Genomic DNA, 22,920 nt, shown 5'->3' with positions numbered 1-22,920 from the left:
CGTCCGCCGCGGCGACGAGTTGTTGCGCTGAAGCGTACTGCCGGGTCGGTTCGTGGCCAGCCGTTCGGCTCGGAGATGGAACTCGGGGCTTGCTGCGGAGCTCACACATACCAGAGGGCGGCAGTCGATCCGCCCTCCGCAATCAAGAGAAGGAGTTTCCCATGACTTATCGTCACCTGCTCGCCCTTGCCCTGCCGCTGGCCGTGGCGCTCCCCGTTTCCGCTGCCGAGTGGTCGGATAACGCCAAGACCGAGTTCGTTCAGCAGTGCATCGCAGGCGCACCGGCAGGCTACGAGGAGCCACAATTGCGCGCTTATTGCGACTGCGCTGCTACCAAGGTCAGCCAGGAATTCAGTGAAGCTGAATTGCAGAAAATCAGCCGCCAGTCACCGCCTGACCCTGCCATGCAGCAGCGTCTGGTGAATGCCTCCAGCAGCTGTGCTGGCAAGCTCAAGCCGTAAGGCGTCGTTGAGCAAATAGCAGGCGCTGGTGCCGGAGCCCCATGAACTCTGGCCTGGCGCCATGTTTCCACAGGCCATGCACAGCGCCGCCCACAGTATTTGTGCACAAGCCTGGGCTACCTCCTTGATCCTGTTCGATTTTTAGCCGTATCCCGGCAGGCCGCGGTGCTTCTGGGCGCGCGCCTTCGTCGAACAGCCTATGCACAGTTTCATCCACATCTTCTGTGCATATCCCCAATCGATCCTCGTCTCTCGCCCATGTCGCTGGTGGATAAATCAGGGAGCCGGCGTGGATGTATGGATATCGAACAGCGCCCTCGTGTCCAGCGCTGGCAAGGCCCGCAACCATCTGCTGACAGCTTTGCCACAGGCTAGTCCACGGCTTCTGTGCATGGTTGGTATTGTTAACTGCTTGATATCGATCAGGAAATGACCGCAGCCAAGAAACCCTTGCAACTGCTGGGGCGAGGCGCGGTATGCACGGTTTATCCACAGCTTGATCCCCATGATTTGTGTGCAAACCCGCGACGCGCCTGATTGCGACAAGGCCATGTCGCAAACGAATGCTCTCGCGGCGTTGGCAGGCATTTGAGGGGGCAGGGGCGGCCCTACCATCGCTGCACAGGGCCTTGCTGGCCCGCCCGTCCAAGACCGCCGCCCATAGGCGCTGCAGGAGAGTCGAGATGTTCAGCAAGCAGGATCAGATTCAGGGTTACGACGACGAGTTGCTCGCGGCGATCGATCAGGAAGAACGCCGGCAGGAAGAGCACATCGAGCTGATCGCCTCGGAGAACTACTGCAGTCAGCGGGTGATGGAAGCGCAGGGCAGCGGCCTGACCAACAAGTACGCCGAAGGTTATCCGGGCAAGCGCTACTACGGCGGTTGCGAGTACGTCGACAAGGTCGAGCAGCTGGCCATCGACCGCGCCAAGGCGCTGTTCGGCGCCGACTACGCCAACGTCCAGCCGCACTCCGGCTCCTCGGCTAACAGCGCCGTGTATCTGGCGCTGCTCAATGCAGGCGACACCATCCTCGGCATGAGCCTGGCCCACGGCGGCCATCTGACCCACGGCGCCAAGGTGTCGTCCTCGGGCAAACTCTACAACGCCGTGCAGTACGGCCTGGACACCGCTACCGGGCTGATCGACTACGACGAGGTCGAGCGCCTGGCCGTGGAGCACAAGCCGAAGATCATCGTCGCCGGCTTCTCCGCCTACTCCAAGACCCTCGACTTCCCACGTTTCCGTGCCATCGCTGACAAGGTCGGGGCGCTGCTGTTCGTCGACATGGCTCACGTTGCCGGCTTGGTCGCGGCCGGCCTGTACCCGAATCCGATCCCCTTTGCCGACGTGGTCACCACCACCACGCACAAGACCCTGCGTGGCCCGCGCGGCGGCCTGATCCTGGCCAAGGCCAACGAAGAGATCGAGAAGAAGCTCAACTCTGCGGTGTTCCCGGGCGCCCAGGGCGGCCCGCTGATGCACGTGATTGCGGCCAAGGCGGTGTGCTTCAAGGAAGCCATGGAGCCGGAGTTCAAGGCCTACCAGCAGCAGGTGATCGACAACGCCCAGGCCATGGCCAGGGTGTTCATCGAGCGCGGTTACGAAGTGGTGTCTGGCGGCACCGACAACCACCTGTTCCTGCTCAGCCTGATCAAGCAGGGCCTGACCGGCAAGGAGGCCGATGCGGCCCTTGGCCGTGCCGGCATCACAGTGAACAAGAACGCCGTGCCCAACGATCCGCAGTCGCCGTTCGTCACTTCCGGCATCCGTATCGGCACGCCGGCCGTGACCACCCGTGGCTTCAAGGTCGCCCAGTGTCAGGCGCTGGCCGGCTGGATCTGCGACATCCTCGATCACCTCGGCGATGCCGATGTCGAGGCGCAGGTGGCCAAGCTGGTGGCCGGGCTATGCGCGGATTATCCGGTGTATCGCTAAGCCAACCCTTTCTCTCGGCCCCTCTCGCGCAACGCTGAGAGGGGAGTAGAACCCTGGAGCATGCCCATGCAACGTTATTCCGGCTTCGGCCTGTTCAAGCACTCGTTCAGCCATCATGAGAACTGGCAGCGCATGTGGCGCAATCCGACGCCCAAGCCGGTGTACGACGTGGTCATCGTCGGTGGTGGCGGCCACGGCCTGGCCACGGCCTATTACCTGGCCAAGGAATTCGGCGTGAAGAACGTCGCCGTGGTCGAGAAGGGCTGGCTCGGCGGCGGCAACACCGCGCGCAACACCACCATCGTGCGTTCCAACTACCTGTGGGACGAGTCCGCGCAGCTCTACGAACACGCGATGAAGCTGTGGGAAGGGCTGTCGCAGGACATCAACTACAACGTCATGTTCTCCCAGCGTGGCGTCTACAACCTCTGCCACACCCTGCAGGACATGCGTGACGCCGAGCGCCGCGTCAGCGCCAACCGCCTCAACGGCGTGGATGGCGAACTGCTGGATGCCAAGCAGGTGGCCGAGGAAATTCCCTACCTCGACTGCAGCAAGAACACCCGTTATCCGGTGATGGGCTCCACCGTGCAGCGTCGCGGCGGCGTCGCCCGTCATGACGCCGTGGCCTGGGGTTACGCGCGTGCCGCCGATGCCCTGGGCGTCGACCTGATTCAGAACACCGAGGTGACCGGTTTCCGCAAGCAGAACGGTGCGGTGATCGGTGTCGAGACCAACAAGGGTTTCATCGGTGCCAAGCGCGTCGGTGTGGTCACTGCCGGTAATTCCGGGCATATGGCGGGGCTCGCTGGCTTCCGCCTGCCGCTGGAGTCCCACCCGCTGCAAGCGCTGGTATCCGAGCCGATCAAGCCGATCATCGACAGCGTGATCATGTCCAACGCCGTGCACGGTTACATCAGTCAGTCGGACAAGGGCGACCTGGTCATCGGTGCCGGCATCGACGGCTACAACGGCTACGGCCAGCGTGGCTCCTACGGCACCATCGAACACACCCTGCAGGCCATCGTCGAGATGTTCCCGGTGCTCTCGCGGGTGCGCATGAACCGTCAGTGGGGCGGCATCGTCGATACCAGCCCCGATGCCTGCCCGATCATCTCCAAAACCCCGGTGGACAACCTGTTCTTCAACTGCGGTTGGGGGACCGGTGGCTTCAAGGCCACGCCGGGTTCGGGTCACGTGTTCGCCGCCAGCCTGGCCAAGGGCGAAATGCACCCGCTGGCCAAGCCGTTCTCCATCGATCGTTTCCATACCGGCGCACTGATCGATGAGCACGGTGCTGCCGCCGTGGCCCATTAAACATTCATCCCGTAGGGATGACATCCGATGCCCCTCTCCCGCTTGCGGGAGAGGGTGGCCCGCAGGGCCGGGAGAGGGCGGTTCGGCCAACACCGCAGCCCTCTCCCCCGACCCCTCTCCCACAAGTGGGAGAGGGGAGAACAAAACGTCCTCTCCCGCTTGCGGGAGAGGGTGCCCGAAGGGCGGGAGAGGGTGATTCGACTGATCGCGGTCCCCTCACTCCCTCACCCCGGCCCCTCTCCCAGGGGGAGATGGGAGACAAGCTTGTCCCGCATGGTTATACGAGCGGGTTTGAAGATTTTCTGGAGGTACCGAGCATGCTGCACATCTTCTGCCCTTACTGTGGCGAACTGCGCTCCGAAGAGGAATTCCATGCCAAGGGCCAGGCGCACATCGCCCGCCCTCTCGATCCTGATGCCTGCACGGATGCAGAGTGGGGCGAATACATGTTCTTCCGTGACAACCCGCGCGGTATCCACCACGAGCTGTGGGTGCACGCGGCCGGTTGCCGCAAGTATTTCAACGTCACCCGCCACACCGTGACCTACGAGATCCTCGAGACCTACAAGGTCGGCGAGAAGCCTTCGGTCACCGCAACCGGGGCCACCGACAAGCAAGCCGTGGCAGAAGGAGTAACGGCATGAGCCAGGTCAATCGTCTTGCCAAGGGTGGTCGTATCGACCGCAGCCAGGCGCTGAGCTTCACTTTCAACGGCCAGACCTACCAGGGCTACGCCGGCGACAGCCTGGCCGCCGCGCTGCTGGCCAACGGCGTCGACATCGTCGGGCGCAGCTTCAAGTATTCGCGCCCACGCGGCATCGTTGCCGCAGGTAGCGAAGAGCCCAACGCCGTGCTGCAGATCGGCTCCACCGAGGCGGCGCAGATTCCCAACGTACGCGCGACCCAGCAGGCGCTGTACAACGGTCTGGTGGCCAACAGCACCAACGGCTGGCCGAGCGTCAATACCGACCTGATGGGTATCCTCGGCAAGGTCGGCGGCGGCATGATGCCGCCCGGGTTCTACTACAAGACCTTCATGTATCCGCAGAACCTGTGGATGACCTACGAGAAGTACATCCGCAAAGCGGCAGGTTTAGGCCGCTCGCCCACCGAGGTCGATCCGGACATCTACGACCAGCTCAACCAGCACTGCGATGTGCTGATCGTCGGCGCCGGCCCTGCCGGTCTCGCCGCCGCGCTGGCTGCCGGTCGTAGCGGCGCGCGGGTGATTCTTGCCGATGAACAGGAAGAGTTCGGCGGCAGCCTGCTCGACACCCGCGAAACCCTCGACGGCAAGCCCGCCGCCGACTGGGTGGCGCAGGCCATCGCCGAGCTGCAGGCAATGCCGGAAGCGACCCTGCTGCCTCGCGCCACGGTCAATGGCTACCACGACCATAACTTCCTCACCATCCACCAGCGTCTGACCGACCACCTCGGTGAAGTCGCGCCGATGGGGCAGGCCCGTCAGCGCATGCACCGCGTGCGTGCGGGGCGCGTGGTGCTGGCCAGTGGTGCCCATGAGCGGCCACTGGTGTACGCCAATAACGATGTGCCCGGCAATATGCTGGCCGGCGCCGTGTCCACCTACGTGCGTCGTTACGGCGTAGCGCCAGGGCAGGAACTGGTGCTGTCGACCAACAACGATTACGCCTACCGCGTGGTGCTCGACTGGCTCGATGCCGGGCGCAAGGTGGTGGCGGTGGCCGATGCGCGCAGCAACCCGCGTGGCAGCTGGGTCGAAGAAGCGCGTGCCCGTGGTGTACGCATCCTCACCGGCAGCGCAGTGGTCGAGGCACGCGGTAGCAAGCGGGTGACCGGTGCGCGTATCTGCGCCATCGACGCCAAGGCGCACAAGGTCACCAGCCCCGGCGAAGTGCTGGACTGCGACCTGATCGTCAGCTCCGGCGGCTACAGCCCGGTGGTGCACCTGGCCTCGCACCTGGGCGGTCGTCCCGAGTGGCGCGAAGACATCCTCGGCTTCGTGCCGGGGCCGGGCAACGGCATCCAGCAGCGCATCGACGCCGGTGCGGTGAACGGCGTTTTTGCCCTCGGCGACGTACTCGCCAATGGTTTCGAAGCAGGCGCCAAGGCGGCTGCCGAAACTGGCTACAAGGCCGTCAGCGGCAGCCTGCCACAGGCCGAGGTGCGCCAGGAAGAACCGATGCTGGCGCTGTTCCAGGTGCCGCACGACAAGTCCACGGCGCGTGCGCCCAAGCAGTTCGTCGACCTGCAGAACGACGTCACCGCCGCCGGTATCGAGCTGGCCACTCGCGAGGGCTTCGAGTCGGTCGAGCACGTCAAGCGCTACACCGCGCTGGGCTTCGGTACCGACCAGGGCAAGCTGGGCAACATCAACGGCCTGGCCATCGCCGCGCGTTCGATGGGCATCAGCATCGTGCAGATGGGCACCACCATGTTCCGCCCGAACTACACCCCGGTGACCTTCGGCGCCGTGGCCGGCCGTCATTGTGGCGAACTGTTCGATGCCAAGCGCTACACCGCGATGCAGGCATGGCACGTGAAGAACGGCGCCGAGTTCGAGGACGTCGGCCAGTGGAAGCGCCCTTGGTACTTCCCGAAAAATGGCGAGGACCTGCACGCCGCTGTGGCCCGTGAATGCGTTGCTGTGCGTAACAGCGTGGGCATCCTCGATGCCTCCACCCTGGGCAAGATCGACATCCAGGGCCCGGACGCGCGTGAGTTTCTCAATCGCGTCTACACCAACGCCTGGACCAAGCTGGACGTGGGCAAGGCGCGCTACGGTCTGATGTGCAAAGAAGACGGCATGGTCTTCGACGACGGCGTTACCGCCTGTCTGGCGGACAACCATTTCGTCATGACCACCACCACCGGTGGCGCGGCACGGGTGATGGAATGGCTGGAAATCTACCACCAGACCGAATGGCCGGAGCTGAAGGTCTACTTCACCTCGGTCACCGACCACTGGGCGACCATGACCCTGTCCGGCCCCAACAGCCGCAAGCTGCTGGCCAAGGTCACCGACATCGACCTGGACAAGGACGCCTTCCCCTTCATGAGCTGGAAGGAAGGTCTGGTCGGCGGCGTGCCGGCGCGGGTGTTCCGCATCTCCTTCACCGGCGAGCTGAGTTACGAGGTGAACGTGCAGGCCGACTACGCCCTGGGCGTGTGGGAGCAGATCATCGAGGCGGGCAAGGAATTCGACCTGACCCCTTACGGCACCGAGACCATGCACGTGTTGCGTGCGGAGAAGGGCTTCATCATCGTCGGTCAGGACACCGACGCCTCGGTAACCCCGGACGATCTCAACATGGGCTGGTGCGTTGGCCGCACCAAACCTTTCTCCTGGATCGGCAAGCGCGGCATGAACCGTGACGACTGCCTGCGCGAAGACCGCAAGCAGCTGGTCGGGCTGAAACCGGTCGATCCGAATAAAGTGCTGCCGGAGGGCGCGCAACTGGTATTCGACCCGAAACAGTCGATCCCGATGCAGATGGTCGGTCACGTCACTTCCAGCTACATGAGTGCGGCCATGGGCTACAGCTTCGCCATGGCGGTGGTCAAGGGCGGCCTCAAACGCATGGGCGAGCGCGTGTTCGCGCCGTTGGCCGATGGCAGCCTGATCGAAGCCGAAATCTGCAGCTCCGTGTTCTATGACCCGAAAGGGGATCGCCAGAATGTCTAACGTCAACGTCTACCAACAACGCCCCGCCGACATCGCCGGGCAATCGCCACTGCACCACGCCGGTCTGCATGAGCTGGTCGGCAAGGGCCGCAAGAACGCTGGGATCACCGTGCGCGAGAAGAAACTGCGTGGGCATCTGGTGATCCGTGGCGACGCCCGCGACGCCACCTTCTCCGGCGGTGTGCACAAGGCCCTGGGCCTGGAGCTGCCGGTGGCGCTGACGCTGGTGGCCGACGGCGACACCTCGCTGCAGTGGCTGGGCCCGGACGAGTGGCTGCTGATCGTGCCTGGCGGCAGCGAGTTCGAGGTCGAGCGCAAACTGCGTGCGGCCCTTGAAGGCCAGCATGTCTCGGTGGTCAACGTCAGTGGCGGGCAGACCCTGCTGGAGCTGTCCGGGCCCAAGGTGCGCGAACTGCTGATGAAGTCCACCAGCTACGACGTGCATCCGAGCAACTTCCCGGTCGGCAAGGCGGTAGGCACTGTGTTCGCCAAGTCGCAGTTGGTGATTCGCCACACCGGCGAGGAGACCTGGGAGCTGGTGATCCGCCGCAGCTTCGCCGACTACTTCTGGCTGTGGCTGCAGGATGCCAGCGCCGAGTACGGGTTGGCGGTCGAGGCCTGAAGCTGAACCTGACGTATACGCTGACAGCCCCTCTCCCACCGGGAGAGGGGTGAACAGCAATGGAGTTTTTTCGTAGGGTGGACGGCGCTTTTTTTCGTCCACCGCGGGACTGACGGCAGGATTAGATGCTGCCACGAACGGCCCCCTTTCCCTCCGGGAGACGACTGCATGGATGCAGGAGGCAGGGCGACGCAGGATGCCAAAGCCGAGGGTTGGGGTGAGGGGAGAGGGCAGACCGCGTTGGGGCGGATAGCCCTCACCCCCGGCCCCTCTCCCAAGGGAGAGGGGTGAAAATCATAGGAGTTTGTTATGAGTCGCACCCCTGACACCTGGATTCTCACCGCCCATTGTCCGAGCGTGCTCGGCACCGTGGACGCGGTGACGCGCTTTCTCTTCGAGCAGCGCTGCTACGTCACCGAGCATCACAGCTTCGATGATCGCCTGTCGTCGCGCTTCTTCATTCGCGTCGAGTTCCGCCAGCCGCAGGATTTCGACGAGGCTGCCTTTCGCGCCGGTTTAGCCGAGCGTCTGGCGCCTTTCGACATGCAGGTCGAGCTGACCCCGCCTGGCTATCGGGCCAAGGTGGTGCTGATGGTGTCCAAGGCCGACCACTGCCTCAATGATCTGCTCTATCGCCAGCGCATCGGCCAGTTGGCCATGGACGTGGTGGCGGTGGTGTCCAACCACCCAGATCTCGAACCGCTGGCACGCTGGCACGGCATTCCCTATCACCATTTCCCGCTCGATCCTGCCGACAAGCCGGCGCAGGAACGCAAGGTGCTGCAGGTGATCGAAGACACCGGTGCGGAGCTGGTGGTGCTCGCCCGCTACATGCAGGTGCTCTCGCCCGAGTTGTGTCGCAGGCTGGATGGCTGGGCGATCAACATTCACCACTCGCTGCTGCCGGGTTTCAAGGGCGCCAAACCCTACCACCAGGCCTACCAGAAGGGCGTCAAGCTGGTCGGCGCCACGGCGCACTACATCAACAACGACCTCGACGAGGGGCCGATCATCGCCCAGGGCGTGGAGGCGGTTGATCACGCGCATTACCCGGAAGACCTCATCGCCAAGGGCCGCGATATCGAATGCCTGACCCTGGCCCGCGCCGTCGGTTATCACATCGACCGCCGCGTGTTCCTCAACGCCAACCGTACGGTGGTGCTCAACGCCTGAACGCATCGCCAACCCGAATATTTGGTGAGCTAAAGCCGACCCTACGGTAACGACGCTATTCGTAGGGTGGGCTTTAGCCCACCAGTCGCAACGAAGAACGCCATTGGTGAGCTGAAGCGGATCGTCGCACAGCGCACTCTGCGGGAACCGCCCTGCCAGGCTTTACCGGCGGTGACCGGCAACAGATGCAACAAGCTCCAGTGCAAGGCCGCGCGGCCAGTCGGTCGCGCCTTGTGTCCACAACAAGAAAGGAGAGTTACGCATGTCTGGTAATCGTGGTGTGGTTTATCTCGGTACGGGCAAGGTCGAAGTACAGAAGATCGACTACCCGAAAATGCAGGACCCGCGCGGCAAGAAGATCGAGCACGGGGTCATCCTCAAAGTCGTTTCCACCAATATCTGCGGCTCCGACCAGCACATGGTGCGTGGCCGTACCACCGCGCAGGTCGGCCTGGTACTGGGCCACGAGATCACCGGCGAGGTGATCGAGAAGGGGCGCGACGTCGAGCGTTTGCAGATCGGTGATCTGGTGTCGGTGCCCTTCAACGTCGCCTGCGGTCGTTGCCGCTCCTGCAAGGAGCAGCACACCGGCGTCTGCCTGACCGTCAACCCGGCGCGTGCCGGCGGCGCCTACGGTTACGTCGACATGGGCGACTGGACCGGTGGCCAGGCCGAATACGTGCTGGTGCCCTACGCCGATTTCAACCTGCTCAAGTTGCCGGATCGCGACAAGGCCATGGAGAAGATCCGCGACCTGACCTGCCTGTCCGACATCCTGCCCACCGGCTATCACGGTGCGGTCACTGCCGGTGTCGGACCGGGCAGTACGGTGTACATCGCCGGTGCCGGCCCCGTCGGGTTAGCCGCTGCCGCCTCGGCGCGCTTGCTGGGGGCTGCGGTGGTGATCGTCGGTGACGTCAACCCAACACGCCTGGCCCATGCCAAGGCTCAGGGCTTCGAAATCGCCGACCTGTCCAAGGACACGCCGTTGCATGAGCAGATCGCCGATCTGCTGGGCGAGCCTGAAGTGGATTGTGCGGTCGATGCCGTGGGCTTCGAAGCGCGTGGCCATGGCCATGCGGGCGCTCAGCAGGAGGCGCCGGCCACGGTGCTCAACTCGCTGATGGGGGTCGTGCGCGTGGCTGGCAAGATCGGCATTCCCGGCCTCTACGTGACCGAAGATCCGGGCGCGGTGGACGCCGCGGCGAAGATCGGTAGCTTGAGCATCCGCTTCGGTCTCGGTTGGGCCAAGTCGCACAGCTTCCACACCGGTCAAACGCCGGTGATGAAGTACAACCGCGCGCTGATGCAGGCGATCATGTGGGATCGCATCAACATCGCCGAAGTGGTTGGTGTGCAGGTCATCAGCCTGGACGATGCGCCGCGTGGCTACGGCGAGTTCGATGCCGGCGTGCCGAAGAAATTCGTCATCGATCCGCACAAGAGCTTCAGTGCGGCGTGACGTCCTGACCTGGGCTTAGTCCCAGGCCGCTACTTTTCACGGCAAAGGCGCAGTTGTTGGCGTCTTCTTTCGGGAGCCTGCGGGCTCCCTTTTTGTTTTGCATGAGGCCGTTCCGGGTTCACCTTTTTCGCGGCTGAAGTCGCTCCTACCGCGGCAGCGGTGGTTACAGCCCGTACTTCTTCACCTTGTCGAACAGCGTGGTCTTGGCCAGGCCGAGTGCCTGTGCCGCCTGGCTGAGGTTGCCGGCGTGGCGCTCCAGCGCGCCGGCCAGCAGGTTGCGCTCGAAGGCTTCCACGGCTTCGTTGAAGCCCAGCGCGTTGCTGTCGGCCAGGCCGCTTTTCTTGAACACGGGCAGGCCGAGGGCGAAGCGCTCGGCAACGTTGCGCAGTTCACGCACGTTGCCGGGCCAGTCGTGGGCGGTCAGCGCCGCCAGGGTGTGTCGATCCAGCTCCGGCACGCCGCGGTCGAAGCGCAGCGCCGCCAGTTGCAGGAAGTGTTCGAACAGCAGGGCGATATCCTCGCGGCGTTCACGCAGCGGTGGCAGCTCCAGGGTCACCACGTTGAGGCGGTAATACAGGTCGCTGCGAAACTCGCCGCGCTTGCCCAGCTCGCCGAGATCCGCCTTGGTTGCGGCGATCACCCGACAGTCGACCCTGATCGACTGGTTCGAGCCAAGCCGCTCCAGGCTGTGCTCCTGAAGCACGCGCAGCAGCTTGATCTGCAGGTTGATCGGCATGCTCTCGATCTCATCGAGGAACAGGCTGCCGCCGTCGGCGTGCTCGATCTTGCCGATGCGGCGCTTGCCGGCGCCGGTGAAGGCATGCGCCTCGTGACCGAAAATCTCGCTCTCGAACAGGCTTTCCGGCAGCCCGCCGCAATTGAGTGCGACGAACTGCTTGTGCTGGCGTCGGCTGAAGTCGTGCAGGCAGCGGGCGATCAGCTCCTTGCCGGTGCCGGTCTCGCCCTCGATCAGCACGTTGGCGTTGGTGTCCGCGACGTTGGCGATCAGTTCGCGCAACTGCTGCATGGCTGGCGAGCGGCCGATGATGCGTTGCTCCAGCGCCTGGCGCCCGGCCAACTGGCGGCGCAGGGCGCTGACCTCGCGGGCCAGGCTGCGCTGCTCCAGGGCGCGGCGGGCGACGTCTACCAGGCGCTCGGGGGAGAAAGGTTTTTCCACGAAGTCATAGGCGCCGTCGCGCATCGCGCTGACCGCCATACCGATGTCGCCGTGGCCGGTGATCAGCACCACCGGCAGGCTCGGGTCACGCTGCTTGAGGCGGGTGAGCAGTTCCAGGCCATCGATACCGGGCAGGCGGATGTCACTGACGACGATGCCGGCGAAGTCCGCGTCGACCTGCGCCAGCGCTTCTTCGGCGCTGCTGACGCCGATGCTGGGGATGTCCTCCAGCGCCAGAGCCTGCTGGCAGCCGAGCAGCACATGGGGATCGTCTTCGACGATCAGGACGGTCAGGCGGTCGCTCATGCTTGTGACTCTCGCGGGTAGGGCAGGCTGAGGACGAAGGCGGTGCCGCCCTCTTCGGGGTGGCGCACGCTGAGGCTGCCGCCGGCAGCGGCGGCGAGGCTGGCGGAAAGAGTCAAGCCGAGGCCCAGGCCCAGCTCGCCGGGTTTGGTGGTGAAGAAGGGCTCGAACAGGTGCGCGCGGGCTTCCGGAGTGATGCCGGGGCCATTGTCGCGCACTTCCAACTGATAATGCCCGGCCTCGCTGGCGCCGCTCAGCCAGATCTGCCGGTCGGTCTGTGGCTGCAGGGCATCGAGGGCGTTGCTGATCAGGTTGACCAGAATCTGCTCCAGGCGAATCTGCTCGATGTTCAGGCGCGTCTCGGTGAACGCGTGGTGGATCTGTACACGGGTGCGCTGCAGGCGCGGGTGCAACAGCAGCAGCGCGGCGTCCACTGCCTGCTGCAGCGAAGCCTCGCCCTGGTCGCCGGTACGACGGGCAAAGGCGCGCAGGCTGCCGGTGATCTTGCCCATGCGATCGACCAGCTCGGCGATGTTCTGCAGGTTGCTGCTGGCGACATCCAGCGCGCCGCGCTGGAGAAAGCGCACCGCATTGGCGGACAGGGTGCGCAGCGCTGCCAGCGGCTGGTTCAGTTCGTGGGCGATGCTGGTGGACATCTGCCCGATCACCGCCAGCTTGCCGGCCTGCACCAGTTCGTCCTGGGCCTGGCGCAGGGTGGTCTCGGCCTGCTGGCGTTCACGCACCTCGGCTTGCAGGCGTTCATTACTGGCCTGCAGGTCGGCGGTGCGTTCGGTGATCTTGCGTTCCAGTTCGTCGTTGGCTGCCTGCAATGCCTCACGAGCAGCCAGACGCGTGGCGATGACCTTGCGCCGCTCGTTCCAGGCGATCAGCAGAAAGGCCAGCAGGGCTGCCGCCACGGCCGCCAGCATGCCATGGCTCATGGCCGCGCTGCGTTGCTCCTGCAGTGGGCTGAGCAGGGTCAGGTGCCACGGCGTATCTTCCAGGCGACGCGTCTGCAGCAGGTAGTTGGCGGGCGTGCCGGCGGTGGCGAAGCTGACCTGTTCGATGCCCTCGTCCAGCGGCGAGCGGTTGAACAGCTGCAGTTCTTCCAGCGCGGCCCAGTGGTACTGCAGGCTGCGCGCCAGGCGCTCCTTGGTGGTTTCGTCGAGCGGGTGTACGGACTTCAGGCGCACCATCGGATCACTGGCGAGGATGATGATGCCGTTCTCGTCGCTGACGTAGGCTTCCAGCAGCGCGCGTTGCCAGCGCTCCTCGAGAGCGTCGAGGCGCACCTTGACCACCGCCACGCCGATGATGCGATTGCCCTCGCGCAGGCCATGGGCCAGGTAGTAACCAGGCTCACCGGTTGTGCTGCCGATGCCGTAGAAGCGGCCGGGGCGGCCCTTGATGGCGTCCTGGTAGTAGGCACGGAATGACAGGTCCTCACCGAGGTAGCTGTCGGCCTCGTCCCAGTTACTGGTGGCGATCACCCGGCCGTCCGGGTCGAGCACGTAGATGGCCAGGCTGCCGCTGCGTTCATTGAGGCCCTGCAGGTATACATTGACGTGATGGCGGCGGTAGGCCGTGGGTGCCAGCAGCAGGCGCGAGACGTTGCCTTCCAGTTCCAGCAGGCTGGGCAGGTAGGTGTATTTGGTGATTTCGCTTTCCACCGCGCGGGCGTTGAGTTCCAGCTGGCGCTCGCCGTCTTCGGCCAGCGCGCGAATGCCGGCACGGTCGCTGATGTGATAGGCGGCGTAGCCGCAGCCGAGCACCAGCAGCAGGAACAGCAGAATCAGCGACAGGTGGCGGAGCAGGCGCGGTTTCACGATCAGATCGGCGCGAGGAGGGGCGGGCAGGCATTGCATCATAGTCGTCCCGGACTGGCCAGCTACCGAAGCGTAAGGTATGGCCCCCGCACCGGCTTTGGTACGGGGGCATTGGTGCGCACGGCGCACCCTACGGCTCAATGCTGGAGGATTTTCGCCAGGAATTGCTGGGCGCGCTCGGAGCGGGCGTTGATGTCGCCGAAGAATTCCTCCTTGGGGCAATCCTCGACGATCTGCCCGGCGTCCATGAAGATCACCCGGTCGGCGACCTTGCGTGCGAAACCCATTTCGTGGGTCACGCACATCATGGTCATGCCTTCCTGAGCCAACTGCACCATCACGTCGAGCACTTCGTTGACCATCTCGGGGTCGAGCGCCGAGGTCGGCTCGTCGAACAGCATCACCACCGGGTCCATGGCCAGGGCACGGGCAATGGCCACGCGCTGTTGCTGGCCACCGGAGAGCTGACCAGGATGCTTGTGCGCATGGGCGGACAGGCCGACACGATCGAGCAGGGCCAGCCCCTTCTTGGTGGCTTCCTCCTTGCTGCGGCCGAGCACCTTGATCTGCGCGATGGTCAGGTTCTCGGTGATGGTCAGGTGCGGGAACAGCTCGAAATGCTGGAACACCATGCCGACGCGCGAGCGCAGCTTTGGCAGGTTGGTCTTCTTGTCGGCGATGGAGGTGCCGTCGACGTTGATGTCACCCTTCTGGAACGGCTCCAGCGCGTTGACGCACTTGATCAGGGTCGATTTGCCCGAGCCGGACGGCCCGCACACCACAACCACTTCGCCCTTCTTCACCTCTGTGCTGCAATCGGTCAGCACCTGGAAGTCCCCGTACCACTTGTTGACGTTCTGGATGGAAATCATACGGCTAACCTTTTTTGCAGAAGCTTGACCAGGCGCGAGGCGGCGAAGCTGATGGTGAAGTAGACCAGGCCGGCGAAGATCAGGAACTCATGGGGCTGGCCAATGATGTCGCCACGCGAGCGGGCGGCGTTGAGGAAGTCCATCAGGCCCACGGTGTACACCAGCGAGGTGTCCTGAAAGAGGATGATGCTCTGCTGCAGCAGCAGCGGCGTCATCTTGCGGAAGGCCTGCGGCAGGATGATCAGGCGCATGCTCTGGCCGTAGCTCATGCCGAGCGCCTGGGAGGCACCCATCTGGCCCTTGGGAATGGCCTGGATACCGGCACGCACGATCTCGCAGAAGTAGGCCGCCTCGAACATCACGAAGGCCACCAGGCACGAGCTGAACGCACCTATCGGTGTGTCTTCGCCGGTGATCCAGCGCAGGATGAACGGCACCGCGAAGTAGAACCAGGTGATCACCAGCAGCAGCGGGATCGAGCGGAAGTAGTTGACGTAGGTGGCAGCGATATTAGCCAGCAGCTTGTTGTGCGACAGGCGCATCAGGGCCAGCAGAGTGCCCAGTGCCACCCCGCCAATGATGCCCAGAGCCATCAGCTGCAGGGTCATCGCCATGCCATCCCACAGGCCTGGCAGGGCGGGGATGATTTCGCTGAAATCCATCATTTACCCCCTACGGAGATCAGGCCAGGCACGGCAACTTTCTTCTCGATCACGCGCATGATCATCATCAGACTCATGTTCAGGGTGAAGTAGATCAGCGTGGCCAGGGTGAAGGCTTCGAACAGGTTGGCGCTGAATTCGGCGGTCTGCTTGGTCTGTGCCAACAGCTCCATCAGGCCGATCAGCGACGCCACCGAGGAGTTCTTGAAGATGTTGAGAAACTCGCTGGTGAGCGGCGGAATGATGATGCGGTAGGCCTGCGGCAGCAGCACGTTGCGGTAGATCTGCGGCAGGCGAAAGCCCATGGCGTAGGCTGCGGCGGTCTGGCCCTTGGGCAGCGCCTCGATACCGGTGCGTACCTGTTCGCAGACCCGCGCGGCGGTGAACAGGCCGAGGCACACCACCACCGAGAGGTAGGCCGAGGTGGCCGGGTTGAGATCCTGCTTGAACCACAGCTCCAGCGGTTCGGGCAGCAGGTCCGGCACCAGGAAGTACCAGAGGAACAGCTGCACCAGCAGCGGCACGTTGCGGAAGATTTCCACGTAGGCGGTGGCCAGGCCAGACAGCCAGCGGTTCGGCAGGGTACGCATCACGCCGAGCAGCGAGCCCAGCGCCAGGGCGATGATCCAGCCAGCCAGGGCGATGGCGATGGTCCAGCCCAGGCCGGTGATGAACCAGTCCAGGTAGGTCTCGCTGCCGATGCCGGTGGACTTGAAGTAGATGCCCCAGTCCCAGTTGTAATTCATTACGGGTTCCCTCTTGTGAGGACAGGATCTGCTGCGCGTCGGCCCTGCTGCGTTGAACGCAGGCTCTGGCGTGCGAGATCCCGGGTACGGCCATGACGACGAAGCGTGAGGGCGGACAACAGCTGCCCGTATCCACACAGGCGGACGGTCTCGGCTTCGTCAGGAATTAGGTTGGGGAAGCCGCTGGCTTCCCCGGAGTCCCCGCGCCGTCACGCCTTGTGAGCATGGCGGCGCATCACCGTCAGATCTGTTCTGCAGACTTGTCGGTCGGGTTGGCGATCAGCTTCTTCAGCTCGTCGCTCATGGGGAAATTCAGGTTCAGACCTTTCGGCGGCACCGGCTGGAGGAACCATTTGGCGTAGATGTCGTTGATCTCGCCGGAGGCGAAGGTAGCGCTGATGGCCTTGTCGACCACTTGCTTGAAGCCCGCGTCACCCTTACGCACCATGCAGCCGTAGATCTCGAACGATTGCGGGGTGCCGACCACGGCCCAGTCGTCCGGCTTCTTGGCCTTGGCCATCTCGCCGGCGAGCAGGGCGTCGTCCATCATGAAGGCGACGGCGCGGTTGGATTCGAGCATCAGGAAGGACTCGCCGTGATCCTTGGCGGAAATCACGTTCATGCCCATCTTCTTCTCGGCATTCATCGACTTGATCAGGCGCTCGGACGTGGTACCGGCGGTGGTCACCACGTTCTTGCTCTTGAGGTCTTCGAAATCGTTGATGCCGCTGGTCTTCTTGGCCAGCAGGCGGGTGCCCACCTCGAAGATGCCGACGGAGAAGTCGACCTGCTGCTGACGTTCGATGTTGTTGGTGGTGGAGCCGCACTCCAGGTCGACGGTGCCGTTCTGCACCAGCGGGATGCGGGTCTGCGAAGTGACCAGGTTGTAGCGTACCTTCAGGTCCGGCATGCCCAGTTCCTGCTTGATCGCCTCGACCACCTTCAGTTGCAGGTCATGGGAGTAGCCGATCGGCTGGCGCGAGTTGTCGCCGAAGTAGGAGAAGGGAATGGACGAGTCGCGGTGGCCCAGGGTGATGGTGCCGCTGTCCTTGATTTTCTTCAGGGTGCCGGTCAGTTCCGCAGCGGTCACCGGGGTGGAAAGGATGGCGGCGGCAATGGCCACGCTCAGTACACGGTGGAAGGTACGCATGAATCGAGTCCTCGATGTTGTTGTTGTGATGGCGCGGTACGCCACTTTGCTCAGGGAAGGTCTATCGCATTCCTGAGGAGGACGGAGCAGGATATGTGCCAGTGCCTGTTGATAAAGTAAATCTTTGAATTTAAAGGTTTTTATTTTTATTCGATGAGGTAATGCGTTCGGCTTGGCGAATAAGTCGAGGTGGCTCGTTCGGAAAGCCGAACAACAGGGCGTCGAGGGGCTGCTGAGATCGCGCGCACCAATGGCTTTGGAAGACCGGTGCGTACGGCGCACCCTACGATGTGACGTGCTCGCGCAGGCGCTCGATACGGGCATCCTTGTCCCGCCACAGCTGGCTCACCCACTCCTGCAGGTACTGGCGGAATTCGGCGTCGTTCTCGTAATCGCCCTGGTACAGCGCCGGGTCCAGTTCGAGGGTCTGGATATCGATGATCACCTTCGGCACCTGGCCGCTGAGCAAGGCCCAGAAGCCCGGAACCTGCGGGCCGGGATACACCAGCGTCACATCCAGCACAGCATCGATCTGCTCGCCGAGGGTGGCGAGGACGAACGCCACGCCGCCTGCCTTGGGCTTGAGCAGGTAGCGGTAGGGCGACTGCTGCTGGGCCTGCTTGGCCGGCGTGAAGCGGGTGCCTTCCAGGTAGTTGACCACGGTCACCGGCAGGCGCTTGAACTTCTCGCAAGCGGCCTTGGTGATCTCCAGATCCTTGCCCTTCATATGCGGGTTCTTGTCCAGAAATGCCTTGGAGTAGCGCTTCATGAAGGGGTAATCGAGCGCCCAGAAGGCCAGGCCGAGGAAGGGCACCCAGATCAGTTGCTGCTTGAGGAAGAACTTGAAGTAGGGCGTTCTGCGGTTGAACGCCTGCACCAGGGCGGGAATGTCGACCCAGGATTGGTGATTGCTGATCACCAGGTAGGAGCGGTCTCTGCGCAGCTGCGCATTGCCGCGAATGTCCCAGTGCGTCGGTGTCAGCAGGGCGAAGATGCGTTTGCAGTTCTCCGCCCAGAATTCGGCCACCCACATCACCCCGCGCGAACAGGTGTCGCGGGCGCTTTGCCCGGGCAAGGCGAACTTGGCCAGGGCGATCAGCAGCAACGGGCCGATCAGGATCAGGGTGTTGGCGAGCAGCAGAGCTATATTGAGTAGGCCGGTCAGCAGGGGACGCATATCAACTCCTTGGCGGGCGCGAAGCGGCCATCATAAGCACCTGGCGAATTTGTCTCAAAATCACGACTAGTGGCCTATGGCCATTCCGCGTGGAGGCCTTATGCTGGTCGATGTGGAATGTAAGGGATCGTTCGCGGCCACTCTCCTGCTCGAACCCTCCCGCCAATTTGCTCTGGATTATTTCGATGTTGAAACGCATTGCGATAGCCGATCTACGTATCGGCATGTACATCCAGGAGTTTTGCGGATCATGGATGGATCATCCGTTCTGGAAGTCGAAATTTGTCCTCAGTTCGCCGCAGGATTTGCAGCGCATCCGGGCCAGCAGCATCGGTGAACTGTGGATCGATGTCAGCAAGGGGGTAGATGTCGAAGCGGGCGCTCATGCCAGTAGCGTGGCCGAAGCCCAGGAGGAGGTCGAGGCCACCTTGATGGCGGCGGTTGAGCGCCTGCGTAATCCCACCGCCGTTTCCATGGATGCCGAGCTGGAGCGCGCCGCCAAGCTCTGCGCGCGCTCCAAGCAGGCAGTGCTGAGCATGTTCGGTGATGCGCGCATGGGCAAGGCGCTTGATTTTGGAGAGGCCGAGTCGCTGGTAGAAGAAATTTCCGATTCGGTGATGCGTCACCCCAGCGCACTGATCAGCCTGGCGCGGCTCAAGCATGCGGATGAATACACCTACATGCACTCGGTTGCGGTCTGTGCATTGATGATCGCCCTCGCGCGGCAACTTGGCCTGAAGGAGGGGGCGGTGCGCGAGGCCGGCTTGGCTGGACTGCTGCATGATGTGGGCAAGATGGCCGTCGATCAGAATGTGTTGAATAAGCCCGGTAAGCTCAGCGATGTGGAGTTTTCGGCGGTGCGTCGCCATCCCGAGGCCGGCGGCGAGATTCTTCGGGCAGGCAAGCAGGTCAGCGCACTGGTGCTGGATGTTTGTCTTCATCACCATGAAAAGGTCGACGGCAGTGGCTATCCGCATGGCCTGCAAGGCGACCAGATCAGCCTGTTCGCCAGGATGGGGGCAGTCTGTGACGTCTACGACGCCATTACCTCCAATCGACCCTATAAACCGGGCTGGGATCCGGCCGAGTCGATCCGCAAGATGGCCGAGTGGAAGGGCCACTTCGATGAGGTGGTATTCCAGGCCTTCGTCAAGACCGTAGGCATATACCCCGTCGGCTCGCTGGTGCGTCTGGAAAGCGGCCGGCTTGCAGTCGTGTTGGAACAGAATGCCAAATCGCTGCTGGTGCCGAAGGTCAAAGCCTTCTTCCTGGCCAAATCGAAAGTTCAGATACCGCCAGTGGTGATCGACCTGAGCAAACCGGCTGCTCAGGATCGCATCGTCGGGCGCGAGTCAGCGGCGGCCTGGGGCTTCGAGCATCTGGACGAGCTCTGGAGTGGTATACCTCAGCAGCGAGCTCGGCGGTAATGCTTTGTCATGCTCTTGCGGGAACGCAGCGGGGGTGAGCGAGTCGGATAGTGGGAATTTCCCTGCTCAGGAGTGCCGACCTTGAAATACGCCCTGTTTCTGCTGGCCGCTGCAGTCAGCCTGCCGACCATGGCCAGCCAGCAACCCGACCTTTATGGTCGCTACGAACTGATCAAGCTCCCTGCTCTGGGCCAGACCCTCAAGGCCAAGATGGACACCGGCGCGATGACTGCCTCGCTGTCGGCCAAGGACATCGAACCTTTCAAGCGCGATGGCGAAGACTGGGTACGCTTCCGCCTGGCTGTCGATGGCGCTGAAGATACGATTTACGAACACCCATTGGTGCGCATCGCCGAGATCAAGAAGCGCGCCGAAGAGAGTGACGCCGAGATCAAGGAGGTCGCCTACTCGCAGCGCCCGGTGATCGAGATGCCGATCTGCCTGGGCGAAGAAGAGCGCACCATCGAGGTCAACCTGACGGATCGCAGCACCTTCAGCTATCCGTTGCTGATCGGAGCCAGCGCCATGCGCGATCTTGGTGCAGCCGTGGACCCGGCCGAGCGCTACACCCGCGATCGTCCCCAATGCTGAGTTAATTGTCGCATTTCGGAAAAGGCTGATAGTCATTGGCCATTACACTCGTCGAGAGTGCCCGGTAACGACTTCCGTGTTGGACCTAGCGCCACTCGGTTGAACCTTGATGCACCGCACATGCATGAGCGGCGCCCCGTCGCGAACCCAGACGGAGCGAACTCGTGAAGCTTCGCCCCGGGGCGGGCCCCTGCGAACGGTGACGTTGGGAACCTCATCTGATCGGCGTTAGCGTCGGGCCTGCTTTTTGCTACATGCAATTCTTTGCCAGGCCTGTAGGCCCTTTAGGTCGTTGAGGTGTCGCTATGACGGGAGTACTCAAGCCGGGTGTACGGCTTCTGCAGCGTTTCAGTTTTGCCCACAAGTTTCAGCTGGTGTTCCTGTTGTTCGCGCTTCCGCTCGGTTACGCGCTGTGGATCATCAGCAGTGACTACCAGTCACGCCTGCAGTCCATTGATTTCGAGGTGGAAGGCGCGCAAGCATTGGAACGCATGGCGCAGGTGCAGCATGAGCTGATTGCCCAGCGCACCCTGCTCGCGCGTTGGAAGGGCACCGAGAATGCCGCGCAGGGTCTGCTGCAGCAGCGCGAGGCAAAGCTCGATGAAGCTTTGCAGCAGGCCGCCGAACCGCTGCAGAGCGACCTGATCAGCGATCAGGCGCGCCAGCATTTCCAGGCCCTACAGGGCGAACGCGATGGTTTGCGAGCAGCAGGGCTGACCAAGGTTGCCCTGCCCGATGCGCTGGAACGCTACCAGAAGGCACTTTTGTCGCTGATCGCCTTGCGTGAGCAGGTGGCGACGGACAGTACCCTGATTCTCGATCCACGCCTCGACACCTACCTGATGATGGAGCAGATCACCTACATCATGCCGCGTCTGCTCGAGCAGCTCGGCACCTTTGCCGCTCAGGGCCATGGCGCTGTGGTCTCCCAGCATTTCACCCTGCAGAGCCGGGTGCTGATCCGCGATCTGCGCCGCAGCCTGGACGAGCAACGGGCGCAACTGGTCAAGGCGCAGATTACCCTGTCGCGCGAGGCGCCGCAGGCCATGCGCCAGCTGAGCGCGCCCTTTGGCGCCTCGCTCAAGGCGTTCGACGACTTCCTCACCCAGATTGACCGCGACATGTTCGAGGCCAGCCCCATGGCGCTCACGCCCGAGCAGTTCGTGCAGCGTGTCGAAACGCTGGAGACCCAGCTGCAGGGCTTGCAGCAAGCGCTCTATCAGCAGTTCACCGCCAGCCTCGGTCATTACCGTCAGCAGGCGCTGCAATCGATGATCGAGGTGATCGGCGCCTTCAGCGTGCTGACCCTGCTGGCGATGTACGTGCTGATGTGCCTGAACGCCTCGATCCGCATCAGCACCAGCAACATCATCGAGGCCGCGCGTAGTCTGCGTGATGGCGACCTGCGCGTGCGCATGGAGGTCAACGGTCGTGACGACCTGGCCGCCATCGCCCAGGCGCTGAATACCGCAGTCGAACAGATGCGCGACTCGCTGCAAGGCGTCAACCGCGAAAGCCAGCAACTGGACAGCACGGTGCAACTGCTCGGTGGCCAGGCGCGTGACGCACTGGATGCCGTCGAGCAGCAGCAGGCGCAGATGAGTCAGATCGCCACCGCGGCAACGCAGATGGCCGCCACCGCACAGAGCGTGGCGCAAAGCTGCGAGCAGGCCGCAGTGGAAGCGCAGCAGACCCGTGAAGTGGCGCTGAGCAGCAACCAGCGCAGTGAGCGCACCAGCGCCAGCATGCGCCATCTCAGCAGCCGTCTCGGTGACAGCGCCGCAGCGTTGCAGCAACTGCGCGATCAGACCCAGCAGATCAACCGTGTGGTCGAGGTGATCAAGGGCATTGCCGAGCAGACCAACCTGCTGGCGCTCAATGCCGCTATCGAGGCGGCGCGCGCGGGCGAGGCCGGTCGAGGCTTCGCTGTGGTTGCCGACGAAGTGCGCTCGCTGTCCAGACGCACCCAGGACTCGACCCAGGAAATCGCCCAGACCGTGGACAACCTGCAGCGCGTGGTTGGTCAGTCGGTCACCCTCATGGAAGAAGCCTGCAGCCAGGCCGACGGCGATATCGGCAGTGTGCTGGCCATGGGCGATGAACTGCAGAACATCGTCGACTCGGTGCAGCGCGTCAGCGACCGTCTGGCGCAGATCGCCACGGCTGCCGAGCAGCAGGCGGCCACCGCCGATGAAGTCAGTGGCAATATCCAGCAGGTCGATCAGGCCGCCGGACAACTGCTCGATGGCGCCCAGGCCGTGAGCAGCGCCGCCGAGCAACTGCGCAGAGGCAGTGAAGGGCTGGCGCAGAATACTGGACGATTCAGCCTCCAGTGAGGCTGACCGCGGCGGCC

18 protein-coding genes are annotated in these 22,920 nt (G+C 63.4%); 11 read left to right on the top strand and 7 right to left on the bottom strand.

All coding sequences use genetic code 11. The annotated features are described in order from the left end of the window. Positions 1–161 precede the first annotated feature (161 nt). From H3221_RS12670 to fdhA, 8 genes are all read left to right on the top strand, one after another. A complete protein-coding gene (locus H3221_RS12670; protein WP_196474771.1) occupies positions 162–461 on the top strand; it encodes a hypothetical protein in 300 nt (99 codons plus the stop codon). Between the two features lie 683 nt (positions 462–1,144). After that, positions 1,145–2,398, top strand: a complete 1,254-nt coding sequence (glyA, locus tag H3221_RS12665; protein ID WP_108233424.1) for a serine hydroxymethyltransferase — start codon at positions 1,145–1,147, stop codon at positions 2,396–2,398. 66 nt (positions 2,399–2,464) lie between these two features. Beyond that, positions 2,465–3,715, top strand: coding sequence for a sarcosine oxidase subunit beta family protein (locus H3221_RS12660; RefSeq protein WP_021490391.1), 1,251 nt, complete (start codon positions 2,465–2,467; stop codon positions 3,713–3,715). A gap of 317 nt (positions 3,716–4,032) precedes the next feature. Next, the gene (locus H3221_RS12655; protein ID WP_160020022.1) at positions 4,033–4,359 is read left to right on the top strand and encodes a sarcosine oxidase subunit delta; all 327 of its coding nucleotides are present in this window, start codon (positions 4,033–4,035) and stop codon (positions 4,357–4,359) included. Further along, positions 4,356–7,379 carry a sarcosine oxidase subunit alpha gene (locus tag H3221_RS12650; RefSeq protein ID WP_196474770.1) on the top strand — a complete coding sequence of 1,008 codons (3,024 nt, stop codon included), beginning with the start codon at positions 4,356–4,358 and terminating at the stop codon, positions 7,377–7,379. The genes H3221_RS12655 and H3221_RS12650 overlap by 4 nt, the downstream gene beginning before the upstream one ends. Next, entirely contained in the window at positions 7,372–8,001 is a 630-nt protein-coding gene (locus H3221_RS12645) for a sarcosine oxidase subunit gamma (RefSeq protein ID WP_196474769.1), read from the top strand. Before H3221_RS12650 ends, H3221_RS12645 begins: the two co-directional genes overlap by 8 nt. A 309-nt stretch (positions 8,002–8,310) precedes the next feature. Next, positions 8,311–9,174 carry a formyltetrahydrofolate deformylase gene (purU, locus tag H3221_RS12640; protein WP_196474768.1) on the top strand — a complete coding sequence of 288 codons (864 nt, stop codon included), beginning with the start codon at positions 8,311–8,313 and terminating at the stop codon, positions 9,172–9,174. A gap of 262 nt (positions 9,175–9,436) precedes the next feature. Further along, positions 9,437–10,636: a formaldehyde dehydrogenase, glutathione-independent gene (gene fdhA, locus H3221_RS12635; RefSeq protein WP_074679877.1), complete on the top strand. Its 1,200-nt coding sequence runs from the start codon at positions 9,437–9,439 to the stop codon at positions 10,634–10,636. A 163-nt stretch (positions 10,637–10,799) separates the two neighbouring features. Here the strand turns inward: fdhA and H3221_RS12630 are convergent, their stop codons facing one another. The 7 genes from H3221_RS12630 to H3221_RS12600 all read right to left on the bottom strand — a co-directional run bounded on the left by H3221_RS12630 (position 10,800) and on the right by H3221_RS12600 (position 18,549). Then, positions 10,800–12,119, bottom strand: a complete 1,320-nt coding sequence (locus H3221_RS12630; RefSeq protein ID WP_196474767.1) for a two-component response regulator AauR — start codon at positions 12,117–12,119, stop codon at positions 10,800–10,802. Continuing rightward, positions 12,116–13,984: a sensor histidine kinase gene (locus H3221_RS12625; RefSeq protein WP_397428037.1), complete on the bottom strand. Its 1,869-nt coding sequence runs from the start codon at positions 13,982–13,984 to the stop codon at positions 12,116–12,118. Before H3221_RS12625 ends, H3221_RS12630 begins: the two co-directional genes overlap by 4 nt. Before the next feature lie 95 nt (positions 13,985–14,079). Then, complete coding sequence (locus H3221_RS12620; RefSeq protein ID WP_143511333.1) at positions 14,080–14,814, bottom strand: amino acid ABC transporter ATP-binding protein; 735 nt, start codon at positions 14,812–14,814, stop codon at positions 14,080–14,082. Then, entirely contained in the window at positions 14,811–15,479 is a 669-nt protein-coding gene (locus H3221_RS12615; RefSeq protein ID WP_192982646.1) for an amino acid ABC transporter permease, read from the bottom strand. The genes H3221_RS12620 and H3221_RS12615 overlap by 4 nt, the downstream gene beginning before the upstream one ends. Continuing rightward, positions 15,476–16,222 carry an amino acid ABC transporter permease gene (locus tag H3221_RS12610; protein ID WP_196474765.1) on the bottom strand — a complete coding sequence of 249 codons (747 nt, stop codon included), beginning with the start codon at positions 16,220–16,222 and terminating at the stop codon, positions 15,476–15,478. Before H3221_RS12610 ends, H3221_RS12615 begins: the two co-directional genes overlap by 4 nt. A 241-nt stretch (positions 16,223–16,463) precedes the next feature. Further along, positions 16,464–17,372 carry a glutamate/aspartate ABC transporter substrate-binding protein gene (locus H3221_RS12605; protein WP_196474764.1) on the bottom strand — a complete coding sequence of 303 codons (909 nt, stop codon included), beginning with the start codon at positions 17,370–17,372 and terminating at the stop codon, positions 16,464–16,466. 283 nt (positions 17,373–17,655) lie between these two features. Beyond that, on the bottom strand, positions 17,656–18,549 hold the full coding sequence (locus H3221_RS12600) for an acyltransferase (protein WP_196474763.1): 894 nt from the start codon (positions 18,547–18,549) through the stop codon (positions 17,656–17,658). Between the two features lie 185 nt (positions 18,550–18,734). Between H3221_RS12600 and H3221_RS12595 the strand changes: the two genes are divergently transcribed. The 3 genes from H3221_RS12595 (at position 18,735) to H3221_RS12585 (ending at position 22,903) form a co-directional block, all read left to right on the top strand. After that, positions 18,735–19,976 carry an HD-GYP domain-containing protein gene (locus tag H3221_RS12595; RefSeq protein ID WP_196474762.1) on the top strand — a complete coding sequence of 414 codons (1,242 nt, stop codon included), beginning with the start codon at positions 18,735–18,737 and terminating at the stop codon, positions 19,974–19,976. A gap of 81 nt (positions 19,977–20,057) precedes the next feature. Then, a complete protein-coding gene (rloA2, locus tag H3221_RS12590; RefSeq protein ID WP_196474761.1) occupies positions 20,058–20,567 on the top strand; it encodes a retropepsin-like aspartic peptidase RloA2 in 510 nt (169 codons plus the stop codon). A gap of 305 nt (positions 20,568–20,872) precedes the next feature. Further along, positions 20,873–22,903: a methyl-accepting chemotaxis protein gene (locus H3221_RS12585; protein ID WP_196474760.1), complete on the top strand. Its 2,031-nt coding sequence runs from the start codon at positions 20,873–20,875 to the stop codon at positions 22,901–22,903. The last annotated feature ends 17 nt before the right edge of the window (positions 22,904–22,920 follow it).

Source organism: Pseudomonas chaetocerotis (assembly GCF_015712105.2).
Classification (GTDB): Bacteria; Pseudomonadota; Gammaproteobacteria; order Pseudomonadales; family Pseudomonadaceae; genus Aquipseudomonas; species Aquipseudomonas chaetocerotis.
This window is presented reverse-complemented; position numbering and strand designations above follow the sequence as displayed.

Coding starts and splice junctions, on each gene's coding strand:
- H3221_RS12660 (WP_021490391.1), top strand. CDS start 2,465: ATGCAACGTTATTCCGGCTTCGGCCTGTTCAAGCACTCGTTCAGCCAT.
- fdhA (WP_074679877.1), top strand. CDS start 9,437: ATGTCTGGTAATCGTGGTGTGGTTTATCTCGGTACGGGCAAGGTCGAA.
- H3221_RS12650 (WP_196474770.1), top strand. CDS start 4,356: ATGAGCCAGGTCAATCGTCTTGCCAAGGGTGGTCGTATCGACCGCAGC.
- H3221_RS12620 (WP_143511333.1), bottom strand. CDS start 14,814: ATGATTTCCATCCAGAACGTCAACAAGTGGTACGGGGACTTCCAGGTG.
- H3221_RS12670 (WP_196474771.1), top strand. CDS start 162: ATGACTTATCGTCACCTGCTCGCCCTTGCCCTGCCGCTGGCCGTGGCG.
- H3221_RS12645 (WP_196474769.1), top strand. CDS start 7,372: ATGTCTAACGTCAACGTCTACCAACAACGCCCCGCCGACATCGCCGGG.
- H3221_RS12610 (WP_196474765.1), bottom strand. CDS start 16,222: ATGAATTACAACTGGGACTGGGGCATCTACTTCAAGTCCACCGGCATC.
- purU (WP_196474768.1), top strand. CDS start 8,311: ATGAGTCGCACCCCTGACACCTGGATTCTCACCGCCCATTGTCCGAGC.
- H3221_RS12605 (WP_196474764.1), bottom strand. CDS start 17,372: ATGCGTACCTTCCACCGTGTACTGAGCGTGGCCATTGCCGCCGCCATC.
- H3221_RS12655 (WP_160020022.1), top strand. CDS start 4,033: ATGCTGCACATCTTCTGCCCTTACTGTGGCGAACTGCGCTCCGAAGAG.
- H3221_RS12585 (WP_196474760.1), top strand. CDS start 20,873: ATGACGGGAGTACTCAAGCCGGGTGTACGGCTTCTGCAGCGTTTCAGT.
- H3221_RS12615 (WP_192982646.1), bottom strand. CDS start 15,479: ATGATGGATTTCAGCGAAATCATCCCCGCCCTGCCAGGCCTGTGGGAT.
- glyA (WP_108233424.1), top strand. CDS start 1,145: ATGTTCAGCAAGCAGGATCAGATTCAGGGTTACGACGACGAGTTGCTC.
- H3221_RS12595 (WP_196474762.1), top strand. CDS start 18,735: ATGTTGAAACGCATTGCGATAGCCGATCTACGTATCGGCATGTACATC.
- H3221_RS12600 (WP_196474763.1), bottom strand. CDS start 18,549: ATGCGTCCCCTGCTGACCGGCCTACTCAATATAGCTCTGCTGCTCGCC.
- H3221_RS12630 (WP_196474767.1), bottom strand. CDS start 12,119: ATGAGCGACCGCCTGACCGTCCTGATCGTCGAAGACGATCCCCATGTG.
- H3221_RS12625 (WP_397428037.1), bottom strand. CDS start 13,984: ATGATGCAATGCCTGCCCGCCCCTCCTCGCGCCGATCTGATCGTGAAA.